The following is a 16,865-nucleotide window of genomic DNA, read 5'->3' as shown; positions in this document are numbered from 1 at the left end:
AGTTGTATTGTTGTTATTTTACTAATCTTCCGGTTGATTTTAATAAGTTGTAATAAGCCAGTCCTGCGTCGGCTTTAGCCAGCTCCAGGTTAATTTGCGCCTGGTAAAGCAAGGTTTCTGCATCAGCACGTTCAGTAGCCGTAGCGGTTGCATTGGCGTAACGTGAAATTTGCAAACGGTTGTTCTCGGTAGCCTGCGCTATAGAAGTCTGTAGCAGCTTGATCTTATTCAGCGCGTTTACATAGTTCTGATAGCTTTGGTTTACTTCGGTTTTGATATTATCTGTGATAATGCCTTTGTTGATTACAGTTTCCTCACGCTCAATACGGGCCTGGGTTACCTTATTTTTATTGGTCCACAGGGTACCGAAGTTCCACGCAGCCGATACGCCAAAAGTTAACGGGGTAATATATTTACCGCTGTTAGGCAATGGATTGGCCGATGCATTTACATAGTACAATCCGGTGGTAGCTGCTAAAGTTGGCAGTTTTTCGGCTTGTACGTTTTTAATGTTGGTTTCGGCAACCTTGGTGCGAATATCCTGTTGTTTAACTTCCTGACGGCTGGCCAGCGCTGAATCCTGGTAGCTACTTAATGGCACCAGCGAGCGTTCAGCATCTTCAACCTGGTCAATATTGATCTGCGTATCTTCAGGTAAACCTAATAATACGATCAAATCATAGTTAATTACCTTACGGTTGCTTTCCAGATCGATGCCGTTCAGCTCGATATTTGAGCGTTGCAGCTGGAAACGCAAAACATCGTTGCGGGTTACCAGACCCTGCTCAAAAAAGCGTTGCGACTGGTGTATTTGCTGATCGATTGATTTCAGGTTTTGCTCAACTACCTTTTTACTTTGCAGCACACGATACAGGTTATAATAAGCATTTACCACATTCATGGCAATCTGCTCTTTATCCTTATCGGCATCCAGGCGGGCTACCTGTACCAGCAGGTCGGTGGTTTGGCGTGCATAACGCAAACGGCCACCGCCGTAAATTACTTCTTCGGCACTTACAATACCCAGGTTAGCGTTGGCGCTTTTAGGTAAGCTAAAAGATTGTTCAGGACCCAGATTTAAATGATTAGCCGGAATTTGTGCGCGGCTATACATAAAGCTGGCCGAGCCGGTTGGCAAAGCCTGGTCTTTAGCCTGGTTGTACTGTGATACCGCCTTATCAATTTGCGATTGCGATAACTTGAGCGATTTGCTGTTCTGCAGCCCCATATTAATGGCTTCAGTCAGCGTCAGCGTTCTGTCTTGTGCGTTTACATCTGTATGGAACAGCAGCAACATTGCCGCTACGCCACATAAAGATTTAAATACCATCTTTTTGAATAGATAGAGGTTAACGGTTTTGTTATTTAGAGTTGTCATTTTCGTGTAGCAGGTAAGCTTTTAATAGTTTCGTTAAATAATTTTTCATCCGTGGCTTCAGCTTATCATCCAGGTTAGCCTGGTCTGTCATGTCAAAGCCAAACATCAGGCTGGATACATGTGGCGTATTAACGAGAAAATTTTTGGTACCGAACAAAGTGGCAATCATCATATCTGTGTCCAGATCGCTGCCAAACTCGCCGCGCTCAATACCCTCATGAATTATTTTTCTGAATTCCGTAATATTCAACATCAGCAACTGCGTAATCTTATCAGTCACCTCTGTTTTACGGCTTAGCGCCAGCTCCTGGTAAAGCATTTTTTGAAAACAGTTGTTGTTGAACATACGGTTAATGTAAGCTTCAATATACATTTCCACCTTTTGCCAGGATGAAATACTTTCGGTATTGCCTATGTTCTGAATAAGACCGTGGAACATGGTTGTACGGCGCTCAAAGATGGCCAGTAACAAACCTTCCTTGGAGCCGAAATAATAATTCAGCATGGCCATGTTTACACCAGCTTCGCCAGAAATTAATCGGGTGGATGCGCCGTCAAAACCGTGCTCTGCAAAAACACGTTCGGCCACATCCAGTATATGATCCTTTTTATCTGTCTTTTCCTTCTCCATAAATCGGATACAAAGTTAATCAAACGATTGATTGAAAAGTAGCGGATTTGTAATTATTGTGTAATTAAAGGTTAGAAGCAGAAAAGTTTTAATCGTACGATTAACTATTTTATAAATCTTTGAACATTGTATTTGTTTTAATATTTGTACTTTAAATAAAATTTTACAGACCATTCTTCATGACCAGGTTTTTTAAACTACTGCTTGTTTTACAAGCAATTGCGATATACACCTACGCACAAACCGCCCCGGCAGCCGATATAGCTACCATCAAGCAAACTTTCAAGAAATTAAACACCCTCGGCAGCGTACTTTATATAGCCGCTCACCCCGACGACGAGAATACCCGGCTACTTGCCTACCTGGCGCAGGAGAAACACTACCGCACCGGCTACCTAGCTTTAACCAGGGGCGATGGTGGCCAGAACCTGATTGGTAACGAGCAAGCCGAACTGTTAGGTTTGATACGCACACAGGAACTGCTGGCGGCTCGACGTGTGGATGGTGCCGAACAGTTTTTTAGCCGGGCTAATGACTTTGGCTTTTCCAAAGGACCGGAAGAAACCCTGAAAATATGGGACAAGGACAAAATACTGGGCGACATGGTTTGGGTGATACGCCAGTTTAAACCCGATATTATGATTTGCCGTTTCCCTACCACCGGCGAGGGCGGCCACGGGCACCATACCTCATCGGCCATATTGGCCCAGGAGGCCTTTGCTGCAGCTGCCGACCCTAAACGTTACCCCGAACAATTGAAGTATGTACAACCCTGGCAAGCCAAGCGCCTGCTGTGGAACACCTTTAGCTTTGGCAGTACCAATACCACATCGCCCAATCAGTTTAAGATTGATGTAGGTGGTTACAACGCTATTTTGGGTAAAGGCTATGGTGAGTTGGCTGCCGAAAGCCGCTCTAACCATAAATCACAAGGCTTTGGCTCGGCCAGGCAACGGGGTACGGCGCTGGAGTATTTTAAAACCATTTTGGGTGATGCCCCGCAAAACGACCTGATGGATGGCATCAACACCTCCTGGAAACGGGTAAAAGGCGGCGAGGAAATCGCCAATAACCTGACTGTGATCATCCGCAACTTTGATGAAGAGCACCCGGCCAACTCAGTTGCCGCATTAGTTCAGCTGCACGGCCGGGTAGAGAAAGTTACAGATACTTACTGGCGCACGCAAAAGCTGAGAGATTTGGATGATTTGATTGCTGCCTGTGCCGGCTTATGGTTCGAGAGCTACGCCACCGCGCCTACTTATGCCTTGGGCGATAGCATCAGCATCCGGTCGCAGGTTTTAAACCGCTATAATAACCGGGTAAAGCTCAACAGCATCAGCATCCAGAATCAAGATAAAAGCCTGAATGCGCAGGCAATACCGGCCAACGAAGTACAAAACTTTGACCTGAAAGCACAGGCCAACAAAATTACGCAACCATACTGGCTGGAAGCGCCGCACACTATCGGCTCCTATACCTTAAACAACGATCAGCTGGCCGGCAACCCCGAAAACCCGGATCTGCTAAAAGTTACTTATGAGTTTGTTATTGAAGGTAAACCTTTCCGTTATGATCGCAGGTTGGTTTATAAATATGTGGACCCGGTACGCGGCGAGGTGTATCAGCCTATCGAAATTGCGCCACCCGTTACGGCTAATATCGATGATAAGGTATATGTTTTTAGCACCAAACAGCCGCAAACCATTCAGGTTAAATTAAAAAGCTTTGCAAATGCCAATGGCAGTATCAGTTTAAAACCAATAGCCGGCTGGCAAATTACACCCGCATCAATAGCATTTACTAATAAACAGAAAGGGGATGAATGGACGGCTGAGTTTACCGTAGCACCAGCTGCCGGCAACGCCTCATCAACCCATATGGCCGAAGCGGTAGTTACTGCTAACGGGCAAACGTTTTCACTGGGCGTACAGCATATCCGCTATGAGCATATTCCCAGCATTACCCTTTTCCCGCCGGCACAAACCAAGCTGGTAAGCATTGATTTAAAAACCACTGGTAAAAAGATAGGTTACATTGCCGGAGCCGGCGATTTGGTGCCCGACGCTTTGCGGCAGGTAGGCTACGAAGTGCATCTGCTTACCGAGAGCGAGATTATGAATACCAACTTATCAAGCTATGATGCCATTGTAACCGGCGTGCGTGCCTACAACGTTGACCAGCGCCTTGCCTATGAGCAGCCTAAGCTGATGGCTTATGTAAAAAATGGCGGTAACCTGGTAGTGCAATACAACAACTTTGCCGGCCTGGTAGTACCCAACATCGGGCCTTACCCCTTCCGGGTAGTAAATGAACGGGTAACCGACGAGCATGCCAAAATAACCGTTACCAACCCGCAAAGCCCGTTACTCAACTACCCCAACAAGATAACACAAGCCGATTTTGAAGGCTGGGTACAGGAACGCGGCTTATACTTTGTAAGCAGCATTGCCCCCGAATATCAAACGCTGTTTGAAATGAACGATGTGAACGAAACACCCAACAAAGGTTCGCTCATCACCGTAAATTATGGCAAAGGCCGCTTTACGTATACATCGCTGGCCTTTTTCAGGCAGTTGCCGGCAGGCGTTCCAGGGGCGTATAAGTTGTTTGTGAATTTATTGAGTAGGTAGACAGCCCCACCCAAACCCTCCCCGGTAGAGAGGGCTTTTGACAGGAAAGAGCTATAACTAAAAAGTGCCATCTCATGATTAGTTGAGTGGCACTTTTTGTTTATATCTTTTGAAGCCCTCCCCTTCCGGGGAGGGTTTGGGAGGGGCCTTACGCCGTAAAAGCCACTAAAGCTTTTTCCACACGGGCAATGGTTTCTTCTTTGCCCAGCATTACGGCTATATCAAACACGTGGGGGCCAAATTTGCTGCCTACCAGCATAATGCGGAACGGCAACATGGCATCGCCTATCTTGAAACCTTTTTCGGTTAGCAGCGCCTTAAAGTTGGTTTCCAGTTCGGCAGCATCCCAATTGTCAGTTTCCTGCAACTGGCTGATGAAGGTTTTGAACAGTTCAGTTTTAGCGTCGGTCCATTTTGGTTTTACAGCATTCAGATCATACGCCTCCGGTTGCTTAAAGAAGTAGCTTGCTTGGTCGTAAAAATCGGCCAGCAGTACGCAGCGGTCTTTTACCAGGTCAATTACTTTCAGCAAAGCAGACTCATCGGTAATAGTGATACCTCTATCTGCCAAAACAGCTTTTACTTTATCTTGTAACTCTGCGGCACTGCTTTTCTTAATCCACTCGGCATTGTACCATTTGGCTTTTTCGAAATCGAATTTGGCACCGGCTTTACTCACACGCTCCATCGAAAACTTTTGCGACAGCTCATCCAGTGTAAAAATTTCCTGGTCGGTACCATCGTTCCAGCCCAGCATGGCCAGCAGGTTCACAAAAGCCTCGGGCAAAAAGCCCAGTTCGCGGAAGCCGGGGGTTAATTCACCGCTTTTAGGGTCGATCCAGTTCATGGCATAAACCGGGAAACCTAATCTTGCACCATCGCGTTTGCTTAGTTTACCGTGGCCATCAGGCTTTAAAATCAATGGTAAATGTGCCCACTGCGGCATTTCTGCCTTCCAGCCCAGGTACTCCCACAACAGCAGGTGCACCGGTGCCGATGGCAACCACTCTTCACCACGAAAAGCATGGGTAATCTGCATCAGGTAATCATCTACCACTACCGCCAAATGGTAAGTTGGCATACCGTCGGCTTTCAGTAATACCTTATCATCAACCGTGTTGGTTTCAAAAGTCACATCGCCGCGTATCATGTCCGTAAAGTGTACCGTTTCATCCTCGGGCATCTTGATGCGGATCACATGCGGCGTACCGGCATTAAGCAGCTGCTCCACTTCATGCTCATACAAAGCCAGCGAGTTGCGCAGGTTATCGCGGTAAGCCATACCGTACTGGAAGTTCGGAATATCCTTACGTTGCTGTTCCAACTCTTCGGGTGTATCAAACGCATAGTAAGCATGCCCTTGGCGCACCAGCCTTTCGGCATATTCACGGTATAAAGCTTTACGCTCGCTTTGGCGGTATGGTGCAAACGGGCCGCCTACAACCGGGCTTTCATCCGGGTTAAGGCCGCACCATTTAAGGCAGTTCATAATATATTCTTCGGCACCGTCCACGTAGCGGTTCTGGTCGGTATCTTCAATACGCAGCACAAAGGTGCCGTTATGCTTTTTGGCAAACAGGTAATTAAATAATACGGTACGTACGCCGCCCAGGTGCAAACCACCGGTAGGGCTCGGTGCAAAACGTACTCTTACTTTTTTGTCAGACATGCGGCAAAGATAAGTATTGAACGCCGAATAGGGTAATTAATAAGGAGTTGTGACGAGCGTTTGATACTGAATGATTTTAAGGAATATAAGCAGCATCAGAACTCATTCTACTCAAACGCCGCTCGCATCCCCGGCCCCACATCAAAAATTTTCTAAAAACAATTTACCCTCTTACATGTTGTTTATCCCATTCACACCGCAACGTATCATGAAAAAACTTATACTTTTTGTATGCTTGGTTGTAAGCTGTATGGTAGCTTTTGGCCAAAACAAAATGGCCTGCTGCCATAAAACGGTTGCTGCTAAACCAAGCGCTACGCAAAAGTTTGCCATGCTGGCGTCTAACCCCAACTTTCGGATGGCGCACCCCAACCCGGTGAAAGTTCATTTTCAGAGCAGTACAGGCAAGGTGATTAATTACAAAACCGACGATGGTTTAACCGCCAATGCCTATGAGCTGAAAGCGAAAACCAAAACCAACAAATACCTGCTGGTAATACATGAATGGTACGGACTGAATGACTTTATTAAACGCGAAGCCGAAAAACTGTACAACGATTTAGGCAACGTGACCGTAATTGCACTTGATTTGTACGACGGCAAGGTGGCGGACAACCGGCAGGATGCCGGTAAATACATGCAGGCGGTGAAAGAAGCGCGTGCACAAAGCATTATTAAAGGCGCTTTGGCTTATGCAGGTCCGCAGGCACGTATTGCTACCTTAGGCTGGTGCTTTGGCGGTGGCTGGAGCCTGCAAACAGCTATAATGGCCGGCAAGCAGAATGTAGCCTGCGTAATGTATTACGGCATGCCCGAACAAAATGTTGACCGATTGAAAGCCCTGAATGCTGATGTATTGGGCAACTTTGCCAACAAGGATCAGTTTATTAATACCAAGGTGGTGGCCCAGTTTAAAGAAAACATGGAAAAAGCGGGCAAAAAACTGTACCTGCACCAGTACGATGCCGACCATGGCTTTGCTAATCCAAGCAATCCTATTTATAACAGCGAGGCTACTAAAGATGCTTACGCGCACACTTTGAGTTATTTAAAAGAGCGATTAAAGTAATTTTAATACTTAAATAACATTTAATTCAACAGGGCAGGCTAAAGGCTTGCCCTTTTTAGATAATATTGCACAAAATTTAGTTCTTCTGTTTTGACAGGTTCAGCCAAAAAAATAATATCGTGGGTTATAAAAGCAGTTATCCTTATACTGGCTTTTACTTTTATATACCGCCGGCTGAACAACAACCACGAACTGATACAGTTCAGGGAACTTATCTTTAAGGTCGACCGCTTAAATGCTATAGTAATCATCATCCTGATTGTGCTGTTGATGTTGGTTAACTGGCTGTTGGAGGCCATGAAATGGCGTTACCTGACACAAAAATGGTCGCCCATTACATTATGGCAGGCTATTGAATCAGTTTTTTGTGGGTTAACGCTGGCTATTTTTACCCCTAACCGTTTTGGGGAGTATGGCGGCCGTGTTATGTTTTTACCACCGCGCAGGCGCATACATGGTGTATTTGCTATGGCCGTGGGTTCTTTCGGGCAAAATGTAGTTACCTCCGTTTCGGGTGCCAGCGCGTTGCTATGGTTTATTTATTATTTTTTGAACGTAAATAAATGGCTATATATCGGCCTGCTTACTACCGGCATTGGCTTTATGCTGCTGATGCTCATCTTTTATTTTAATGTGCGCTGGCTGGTATACCTGCTCAACAGCGTTCCGTTTCTTAAAAAGTATCACCGCTTTTTTGATGTAATGAAACGCTACCGTTTCCCGGAACTGCTGCATATTATGGGGTATTGCGTGGCGCGGTTTGCTACCTTTTCGTTCCAGTACTATCTCATTATCCATTTGCTGCTGCCCGAAATACCGATGGCACAAATGATGTTGCTGATATTCGTTTTCTTTTTTATCCAATCGGCCCTGCCTACTATTGATGTGGTAGACATTGGCGTACGCAGCGCTACTGCCGATAAACTGTTTGAGTATGTAACTAATCAGCACATTGTGGTGATTGCTGCCGTTTCCCTGATCTGGTTTACCAACCTGATCATTCCGGCTATATTAGGTTCTGTTTTCGTATTAAAAGTAAAGTTCTTTGATAACAACATATAGTTTTATATCCCTGCTATTAACCGGCCTTTATGTGCTGGTGCTTATTTATCTGATTAAAGGTTGGGCGGCTTTAAAGCGCCCCAAACTAACTACGGCTAACCTCAGCACCAAAGTGACCTTGCTGATTGCCGCACGTAACGAGGAAGAAAACATACGCCTTACCATTGAGGATATACTGGCCCAGGATTACCCCAAACACCTGCTTGAAGTAATTATTGTTGACGACCACTCCACCGATACAACTGCCGACATTATCCGCAGCTATGCGCCGCAAGGCATCAAACTGTTGCAGATGAACGAGACGGAAAAGCTCAACTCCTATAAAAAGAAAGCCATTGCCGAAGCCATCAAGCTATCAACCGGTGACCTGATGGTAGCCACCGATGCAGATTGCCGCATGGGGCCGAAATGGTTATCAACCGTAGTGGGATTTTTTGAAACGGAGCAGCCGGTTATGATCTCGTCGCCGGTAACTTATTTCCAGGAAAAGTCATTATTTGAGCGCTTGCAAACGCTGGAGTTTTCGTACTTGATCGGCATTGGTGCATCGTTCATTGGCAACAAACGTGCTTCTACCTGCAATGGTGCTAACCTGGCTTACCGCAAGGATGTATTTTACGAGGTAGGCGGTTTTAAGGGCATTGATGATCTGGCTTCGGGCGATGATGAGTTGCTGCTGCAAAAGGTGGCTGAGCGCTATCCGGGCCGTATCGGTTTCCTGAAACACCATGATGCGATTGTATATACACATGCCAAGCCTAACCTGACCGAGTTTTTACAGCAGCGCCGCCGCTGGGCTTCCAAATCAACCCGGTATAAAGATAAAAAGGTAGTAGCCTTAGCTGTATGTATCTGGCTTTTTAACCTTTCGCTATTGGTCAATGCAGTAGCGGGCTTTTTCAACCCCCGCTTTTTTCATTTGTTTGTTACGCAGATGTTTTTCAAGTATCTGTTCGAGGCGGCTTTTTTACTGCCCATCATGGAATTCTTTAAGCGTGTTGGCCTGGTTGGGTTATTAATCCTGCTCTCGCCAATTCACATCCTGTATTTTGTGTATGTTGGCCTGATGGGTAATACCCGCAAATATGCATGGAAAGGCCGGGTGGTACGGTAGATTTTATACCACCTAACTTACCAACTAAGCTGCATTATTAAAACCAATGGATTAATTTGGGGTTGATTGTAAGTAACTATGCAATCACCCAAAAAACCAATTCCCGTTAACCTGCCCGACCGCCTGAAGTGGGTGGAACGTGTTGCGTACTTACTGGACGACCAGTTTCGTATCCCCGGCACCAATTTCCGGTTCGGACTCGATCCTATCATCAACTTTATACCGGTTGTGGGCGATATATCCGGCTTTGCGGTTGCCGCAACGCTGATATGGGTGATGGCTAAGCAAGGCGCAAGCCGTAAGGTGGTTATTTTAATGGCACTCAACGCCGGACTGGATGCCTTGATTGGGGGCATACCTATCATCGGTCAAATCTTCGATTTTTACTTTAAAGCCAATGAGCGCAACATTCGGCTGCTCAAACAGCATTACGTGGAAGGCCGGCACCAAGGCAGCGGCACAGGCGTACTGGTTACTATATTCATTGTGATAGGCTTATTCTTCGCCGGGATATTATACCTGAGCTATAAGCTGCTTCGATACCTGGTGCACTTATTTTAATTAAACGCGTTCGGCTCACAGCTCTTTTAAGCCTCTCCTACCAAGGAGGAGAAGAGTGCTTATTATATATCTATCACCTCTTTCTTCTTTTTGGTGCGCAGCTTTTTGGGCACAAAGTCCAGTATCTCGTTTTTAAGCGCCTCGATCATGCGGCGCTTCAAAAAATTGCGCTGTATTACGATACTTACCTCGCGGGCCGGTTCAGGCGATTTAAAATAGCGTACTTTATCGAGCTGCTTTTCGCTCAAATCAGACAACGCCAGTTCGGGCAGTATAGTAGCACCGTTATTTTGCTCCACCATGCGTTTCAGTGTATCAACACTGCCGGTATAGTATTCAAAATGCTTAAACCCTTTGGTTGCTTTACGCCGCTGGCAAATGTTAAGTACCTGCTCGCGCATGCAATGCCCTTCGTTCAATACCCACAGCTCTTCCATATCAATCTCGTCGGGCGTAATTTGCTTCTTTTTAAACAGCTTACTGGTTTTGGCTACGTAAGCTACAAAGTTCTCATAAAACACGGGAATTTCGGTTAGTGTACTCTCGTGCAACGGGGTGGATAGAATGCCGCAATCGATAGTACCATTTTTCAGTTGCTGAATAATCTGCTCCGTGTTTTGCTCCCATACCAGCAGTTTTACCAGCGGGTACTTTTCAACAAAACGGGCAATTATTTTGGGAAGAATGTAAGGTGATATGGTGGGAATGATACCGATCTTCAGCTCGCCCGACAGCTCTTTTTGCCTGTCGGTCACAATCTCTTTTATTTTATAACTTTCGGCCAGCATTACACGGGCTTGCGCTATAATTTCGGTGCCCACTTCTGTAGTAGCAATGGGCTGCCGTGTGCGGTCAAATATTTTTACGCCCAGCATATCCTCCAGCTTTTGCACTTGCATACTCAGCGTTGGCTGGGTAACAAAGCACTTTTCGGCCGCCAGTACAAAACTTTTATAAGTATCTACTGCAACAATATATTCAAGCTGTGTGATGGTCATATAGAAAATATTTATTCAAATATATAAATCTATATGAACAAGCTATAGGCTATAAAACAAAAAGGAGCAGTATTAAGTGCTCCTTTTTAATTTTATAGTACGAACCAAGTCGTTTATTCAACCGTTACGGACTTAGCCAGGTTACGGGGCTGATCCACATTACAGCCACGCATCACGGCAATATGATACGATAACAGCTGTAACGGTATGGTAGCCACCAGCGGCACAAATGGCTCGGCCACCTGCGGAATTTCAATTACATAATCGGCCATGTTACGCACATCGATATCGCCTTCTGATACAATGGCAATGATTTTACCACCGCGTGCCTTAACCTCCTGTATGTTACTGATTACCTTCTCATACGATGAATGCTTGGTAGCAATTACTACCACCGGCATATTCTCGTCAATCAGCGCAATAGGTCCGTGCTTCATTTCGGCAGCAGGGTAGCCTTCGGCGTGGATATATGATATTTCTTTTAGTTTCAGCGCACCTTCCAATGCAACCGGGAATGAGCTGCCACGGCCCAAAAACAGGCAGTTGGTGCTATCTTTAATTTTACGCGATATATCTACAATATGATCGTTAGCCTTTAGTGCTTTTTCAACCAGATCGGGTATGGCATTCAGCTCTGTTAAATACTCTACCAGCTTGTTACGGGTAATAGTGCCACGTTGCTGAGCAATATAAAAAGCCATCAGCGTTAATACCGAAACCTGTGCCGTGAAGGCCTTGGTTGATGCCACACCAATTTCGGGACCGGCATGGGTATAAACTCCCGCATGGGTAATACGCGGTATAGATGCGCCAACAACATTACAGATACCAAACAAGGTAGCGCCTTTCTCTTTAGCCAGCTCCAGAGCGGCCATCGTATCGGCCGTTTCACCAGATTGAGAAATGGCGATAACCAAATCTTTTTCGCTGATGATCGGGTTACGGTACCTGAACTCCGAGGCATACTCCACCTCTACAGGTATGCGCGCATATTCTTCAATCAAATATTCACCTACCAAACCGGCATGCCAGGAGGTACCGCAAGCTACGATGATGATACGATCTATGTTTTTTAGTTTCTCCGTATACTCCTTGATACCACCGAGTTGTACTTTACCCTGCTCCGGATAAATACGGCCACGCATACAATCGCGGATTGAACGTGGTTGCTCGTATATCTCCTTCAGCATGAAATGCTCATAGCCGCCTTTTTCCAGCATTTCTAACTGTAACTCTAACCGTTGAATGTAAGGCGTTTGTACGGTATTGTCGATATTTTTAATCAATAGATCATCGCGGCGGATGTACGCTATCTCGTTATCATTTAAATAGATTACGTTTTTAGTGTACTCCACAATCGGCGTAGCGTCTGATGCTACAAAGTATTCGCCCTCACCTACACCAATCACCATTGGGCTGCCTTTACGTGCAGCGATCAGCATATCAGGCTCATCGGTACTCATAATTACAATGGCATAAGCACCTACTACTTTATTTAAAGCAATACGCACGGCCTCCTGCAAATCCAGGCCGGTTTCCTGCTGTATGTCTTCCACAAAGTGGATCAGCACTTCGGTATCTGTATCACTTTTGAAAACATGGCCTTTTGCCAACAGGGCTTCTTTAAGTACCGCATAATTTTCGATGATACCATTATGAATAATAGTAAGCTTCCGGTTACCCGATGAGTGCGGGTGCGAATTACGGTCGCTCGGTGCACCGTGAGTTGCCCAGCGGGTATGCCCCATGCCCAGGCTACCTTTTAAATCAATATCCTTTACAAAGTTTTCAAGGTCGCTTACCTTACCGGCCTTTTTATAAACACGCAGTTCCTTATCCATCAGGGCCACCCCTGCACTATCATACCCACGGTACTCCAGCCGTTGCAGGCCCTTTATTACAATTGGGTAAGCATCCCTGAATCCTACATATCCAACAATTCCGCACATAAAATTTTCTCTGATCTAATAAAACGAATTATCTGCTTATATGGCCAAGCCCTATAAAATCGGAGCTAATATATTCAAATATTATGGTGCAAAAAAAAATCCCCTTAGCGGGGATTCTCTTATTTAATTCTGTTTGGTGTAGATAATATTCAGCTTAATTCTGCCGGCTGAGGACTTATTACTGCCTATTGCAATAGTTCGTGCTGCGGTTGCAGCTGTTGAAGCAATCGGGATAGAGGTTGCAGCAGTAAAGTTAGTATCAATTGGCGCAATGTAAGTACCATAATCGGTAAGCGTTTTATTGAGCAGCTTTTGTATATAGCCAGTTACAATAAACCGGTATTGTTGTTTGGTAGCATCCAAACGACCACCAAAAATTGCTGTACTTAAGTAATAGGGATCGTAAATTGTGTTACCCGAACCATTAGCATCAGGCAACAGTTGCCTTTGTAAGGCAATATCCGAACGGTACATGGTTAACTGCGGCAAGGCCTTGTAAGGTACACCGGTACCTGCTTCAGGTGTAATAATCAACTCTGCTTTATTCAATACAACCTTGGTAGAATCGGCGCCAAACAACTTGCCTAATTCCGGAAAACGAATGCGGGCACGTAAACCGCCACCCTGTAAGTAAAACTGGTCATAGGATTGCTTAGGATTATTTAGCTGGGCCGTAATCTCCTGATTGTAAGTATGCCTGATCTCTACAGCATTCGCTCTAGCCACAGCACCGCTACTAGTAGTAGCTCTGGTAAAAGGCAGTGATGCAACCGCAGTATCTATGGTACCTGCGTTATTGGCACGATAGTACACTTTAATGCGGCATGAATCCGGATGGATCATAACTACACCACCTGGTCCGCCGTTGCGCTGCAAGGTAATGTACAGCCCCTTTACAGCATTTTGGAAGTTCGATAAAGAACTTAACTGAGTGGCAGGCGCTCCAAAAAAGTTGTTATTAATAAAAGTTGTATTGATAGGTACCCTGATATGCGGCGCTACGCTGTAAAGCGTATCTTTCTTTCCAGTAATAATATTATATATTTTAACACGGGTTTTAGGCCGCACATTAAATGCCGGGTTACTACCAATAACTGTGCTGTTATGTGCCCATGAACGGTTACCAATGTAAGTTTGACCAGTTACAGGCTTTTCGGTAAGCTGATATACATCTATTTTATATTTGGATGTTAATGAGTCGCCATAAAATCCATCATTATAACCTAATTCAAGCACAGCTGAGTCGGTTGTAATAGTACCGGTGGGTAATGTATAAGCCGTACTGCCAGGCAAATCCAGGCCAGACACAATGCTACCTGTAGTTTCCCCTATCTGGCTGTCATTAAACGATGCCAGCGGCATTTTTGATAAACTGTTGGTATTTATTGAATCATCTTTCAGGGTATTAACCAGAATATTATCATCAACTACCAAAGTTCCTTTAACTTCCTGATCGCCGAGGGGTAAGCCCACGGTATCCTCGTTTTTACAACTTCCTAAAATAAAAAGACTTATCAACAGGGTCAATAAGTCTATTCTGAAAAATTTCATATGTATAGTTTCAATTCTTTATGCAACGTTTACCAGTTCATCGCTGGCAATTTCGTCGTAAAAATTGGAATAATTTTCGAAATCAGCAGTAGAATCAAATTCTAAAACAGGTTTATTGCTGTTTTTAACATTATTTAACACTTCTGCATCTATGTTTTCACTTGCTAAAACCACTGCATCAGAATACTGGATAGCACCTTCGTGCAGGGCGTTGTTAGTACCGGGCTTAAACACTTCAGTGTGTTCCTCGGTCATATCGCTCATTACGGCTTTTTGTGCAAATTCAGGATCTAACTGGCCGGTAAAGTCATTCTCGTAAACAGAGTATATTACTTTGGCATTTTTAAAAGTAGGATCGTCTTTGTAAGTGGTTTTCAGATAAGTAGGCACCAGAGCACTCATCCAGCCATGGCAATGTACAATATCAGGAGACCAGCCCAGTTTCTTAACAGTTTCCAGCGCTCCTTTACAGAAGAAAATCATGCGCTCATCATTGTCGGCATAGAATTTACCTTCTTTATCGGCAAATACGTGCTTGCGCTGAAAGTACTCCTCATTATCCAGAAAATATACCTGCATACGTGCTGCCGGTATTGAAGCCACTTTAATAATTAACGGATTGTCATTGTCATTAATAATGATATTCATCCCCGACAAACGAATCACCTCATGCAGTCTGTTCCGGCGCTCATTAATGTTTCCGAAACGCGGCATCAGGATACGGATCTCAAAGCCTTTGTCCTGCATAGCTTGTGGAAGCTGGCGGGTAATTTCAGAAATCCTGGAGATTTCAAGGAAAGGTGACATTTCATGAGTTATAAACAGAAGCTTAGATTTACCCATCTCTAATCAGTATTAAATGTATATTTAAACGAAGTCAAATAAAAATTTGAGTGTGCAAATATACACATTATCTTATGAACTATCAACGATTTATGCAAGTACTTTTGGTAATGTTTGCATAATTGCACACCTTTGCCAACTTTTTTAATTGCCTTACAGTTGAAAATATTTACCACAAAAAATGAGCTCCGGCAGTACCTTCAGGAGGTAAACAAAGCTGGTCAAACCATAGGTTTCGTGCCTACAATGGGCGCTCTGCACCTGGGCCACTTATCCTTACTGGCGCAAGCCCGGCAACAAACCGATGTAACGGTTTGCAGCATATTTGTAAACCCTACCCAGTTCAATGATCCTAAAGACCTGGAAAAATACCCGCGCCCTATTGCTGCTGATATCGAAAAGCTGCAACAGGCCGGTTGTCATGTATTGTTCAACCCACCGGTAAGCGAAATGTATGCCGGCGATGAACATTGGCATTTAGATATTGGCGAACTGGAGCATTTACTGGAAGGCAAATTCAGGCCGGGGCATTACCAGGGCGTAATGCAGGTGGTATATAAACTGTTTGATATGGTAAAACCCGATAAGGCCTTTTTTGGGCAAAAGGATTACCAGCAGGTAATGGTGATTAGCCGCATGGTGGCACTCATGAACCTGCCGGTTGAAATAGTGATGTGCCCTATTGAACGCGAGGCCGACGGACTGGCCATGAGCTCGCGCAATATACACCTCACGACAGATGACCGGCAGCATGCGCTTATATTATCCAAAGCGCTTTATGCTACACAAAGCGGGTTCAATATAAACCGCATCAGCGACATTCAACATGAGGCAGCAGCAATGATCAATGCTGAGCCCGGTACTGTGCTGGAATACTTTGAAATTGCCGATGGCGATACCCTGCATGCGGCCAATCAAAACTCGGCTAAAATTGTTGCCTTGGTGGCCGCTAAAGTTGGCGCTACACGACTGATCGATAATGTGATAATCAGGTGATAACACTTGGTTATATTTAATTACTAACTTTGTTCCCATGATTATTGAGGTTTTGAAATCCAAAATTCATCGTGTTAAGGTAACGCAGGCCGAACTGAACTACGTAGGCAGCATTACCATTGATGAGGATTTGATAGAGGCGGCGAATATTATCCCGAATGAGAAGGTGCACATTGTAAACAACAATAATGGCGCACGTTTTGAAACATATGTGATTAAAGGCGAACGCGGAAGCGGTACTATTTGCCTGAACGGCGCTGCAGCCAGACTGGCTCAGGTGGGCGATATCATCATCATCATGTCTTACGCTTACATGGAAATGGACGAGGCCCGTAAATATGAACCAATTTTAGTTTTTCCGGACGTTGATAATAAATTAATTAAGTAAATTAGTAGCCCTGATTAAAGGAG

General features: G+C 44.9%; 14 protein-coding genes. 7 read left to right on the top strand and 7 right to left on the bottom strand.

The window, feature by feature from the left end; all coding sequences use genetic code 11:
• Nucleotides 1-13: 13 nt before the first annotated feature.
• Nucleotides 14-1,378, bottom strand: coding sequence for a TolC family protein (locus KHS38_RS15945; protein WP_249665427.1), 1,365 nt, complete (start codon nucleotides 1,376-1,378; stop codon nucleotides 14-16).
• Nucleotides 1,362-2,009, bottom strand: a complete 648-nt coding sequence (locus KHS38_RS15940) for a TetR/AcrR family transcriptional regulator (protein WP_213489539.1) — start codon at nucleotides 2,007-2,009, stop codon at nucleotides 1,362-1,364. Before KHS38_RS15940 ends, KHS38_RS15945 begins: the two co-directional genes overlap by 17 nt.
• 179 nt (nucleotides 2,010-2,188) lie before the next feature.
• Between KHS38_RS15940 and KHS38_RS15935 the strand changes: the two genes are divergently transcribed.
• Nucleotides 2,189-4,642 carry a PIG-L family deacetylase gene (locus KHS38_RS15935; protein ID WP_213489538.1) on the top strand — a complete coding sequence of 818 codons (2,454 nt, stop codon included), beginning with the start codon at nucleotides 2,189-2,191 and terminating at the stop codon, nucleotides 4,640-4,642.
• A 148-nt stretch (nucleotides 4,643-4,790) separates the two neighbouring features.
• Here the strand turns inward: KHS38_RS15935 and gltX are convergent, their stop codons facing one another.
• Nucleotides 4,791-6,311 (bottom strand): glutamate--tRNA ligase, encoded by a 1,521-nt coding sequence (gene gltX, locus KHS38_RS15930; RefSeq protein ID WP_213489537.1) that lies wholly within the window; start codon nucleotides 6,309-6,311, stop codon nucleotides 4,791-4,793.
• A 208-nt stretch (nucleotides 6,312-6,519) separates the two neighbouring features.
• Between gltX and KHS38_RS15925 the strand changes: the two genes are divergently transcribed.
• The 4 genes from KHS38_RS15925 to KHS38_RS15910 all read left to right on the top strand — a co-directional run bounded on the left by KHS38_RS15925 (nucleotide 6,520) and on the right by KHS38_RS15910 (nucleotide 10,117).
• A complete protein-coding gene (locus tag KHS38_RS15925) occupies nucleotides 6,520-7,380 on the top strand; it encodes a dienelactone hydrolase family protein (protein ID WP_213489536.1) in 861 nt (286 codons plus the stop codon).
• A gap of 90 nt (nucleotides 7,381-7,470) precedes the next feature.
• Complete coding sequence (locus tag KHS38_RS15920) at nucleotides 7,471-8,442, top strand: lysylphosphatidylglycerol synthase domain-containing protein (RefSeq protein ID WP_213489535.1); 972 nt, start codon at nucleotides 7,471-7,473, stop codon at nucleotides 8,440-8,442.
• Nucleotides 8,426-9,556 (top strand): glycosyltransferase family 2 protein, encoded by a 1,131-nt coding sequence (locus tag KHS38_RS15915; RefSeq protein WP_213489534.1) that lies wholly within the window; start codon nucleotides 8,426-8,428, stop codon nucleotides 9,554-9,556. Before KHS38_RS15920 ends, KHS38_RS15915 begins: the two co-directional genes overlap by 17 nt.
• A gap of 78 nt (nucleotides 9,557-9,634) precedes the next feature.
• Nucleotides 9,635-10,117 carry a DUF4112 domain-containing protein gene (locus KHS38_RS15910; protein ID WP_213489533.1) on the top strand — a complete coding sequence of 161 codons (483 nt, stop codon included), beginning with the start codon at nucleotides 9,635-9,637 and terminating at the stop codon, nucleotides 10,115-10,117.
• Between the two features lie 62 nt (nucleotides 10,118-10,179).
• On the opposite strand, the gene KHS38_RS15905 is transcribed toward KHS38_RS15910, so the two are convergent.
• The 4 genes from KHS38_RS15905 to KHS38_RS15890 all read right to left on the bottom strand — a co-directional run bounded on the left by KHS38_RS15905 (nucleotide 10,180) and on the right by KHS38_RS15890 (nucleotide 15,458).
• A complete protein-coding gene (locus KHS38_RS15905; protein WP_213489532.1) occupies nucleotides 10,180-11,115 on the bottom strand; it encodes a hydrogen peroxide-inducible genes activator in 936 nt (311 codons plus the stop codon).
• A 113-nt stretch (nucleotides 11,116-11,228) separates the two neighbouring features.
• A complete protein-coding gene (gene glmS, locus KHS38_RS15900) occupies nucleotides 11,229-13,064 on the bottom strand; it encodes a glutamine--fructose-6-phosphate transaminase (isomerizing) (protein WP_213489531.1) in 1,836 nt (611 codons plus the stop codon).
• Nucleotides 13,065-13,187: 123 nt separating this feature from the next.
• Nucleotides 13,188-14,615, bottom strand: coding sequence for a DUF4270 family protein (locus KHS38_RS15895; RefSeq protein WP_213489530.1), 1,428 nt, complete (start codon nucleotides 14,613-14,615; stop codon nucleotides 13,188-13,190).
• An 18-nt stretch (nucleotides 14,616-14,633) separates the two neighbouring features.
• On the bottom strand, nucleotides 14,634-15,458 hold the full coding sequence (locus tag KHS38_RS15890) for a glycogen/starch synthase (protein ID WP_213489529.1): 825 nt from the start codon (nucleotides 15,456-15,458) through the stop codon (nucleotides 14,634-14,636).
• Between the two features lie 159 nt (nucleotides 15,459-15,617).
• Here KHS38_RS15890 and panC point away from each other — a divergent pair, with 159 nt between their 5' ends.
• Both panC and panD read left to right on the top strand, forming a co-directional pair.
• Complete coding sequence (gene panC, locus KHS38_RS15885; protein ID WP_213489528.1) at nucleotides 15,618-16,454, top strand: pantoate--beta-alanine ligase; 837 nt, start codon at nucleotides 15,618-15,620, stop codon at nucleotides 16,452-16,454.
• Nucleotides 16,455-16,491: 37 nt separating this feature from the next.
• Nucleotides 16,492-16,842, top strand: coding sequence for an aspartate 1-decarboxylase (gene panD, locus KHS38_RS15880; protein ID WP_213489527.1), 351 nt, complete (start codon nucleotides 16,492-16,494; stop codon nucleotides 16,840-16,842).
• Nucleotides 16,843-16,865: the final 23 nt, after the last annotated feature.

It is taken from the genome of Mucilaginibacter sp. Bleaf8 (assembly GCF_018390515.1).
Taxonomy (GTDB): domain Bacteria; phylum Bacteroidota; class Bacteroidia; order Sphingobacteriales; family Sphingobacteriaceae; genus Mucilaginibacter.
The sequence above is the reverse complement of the archived record's forward strand: the minus strand, read 5'-3'. Positions and strand labels throughout refer to the sequence as shown.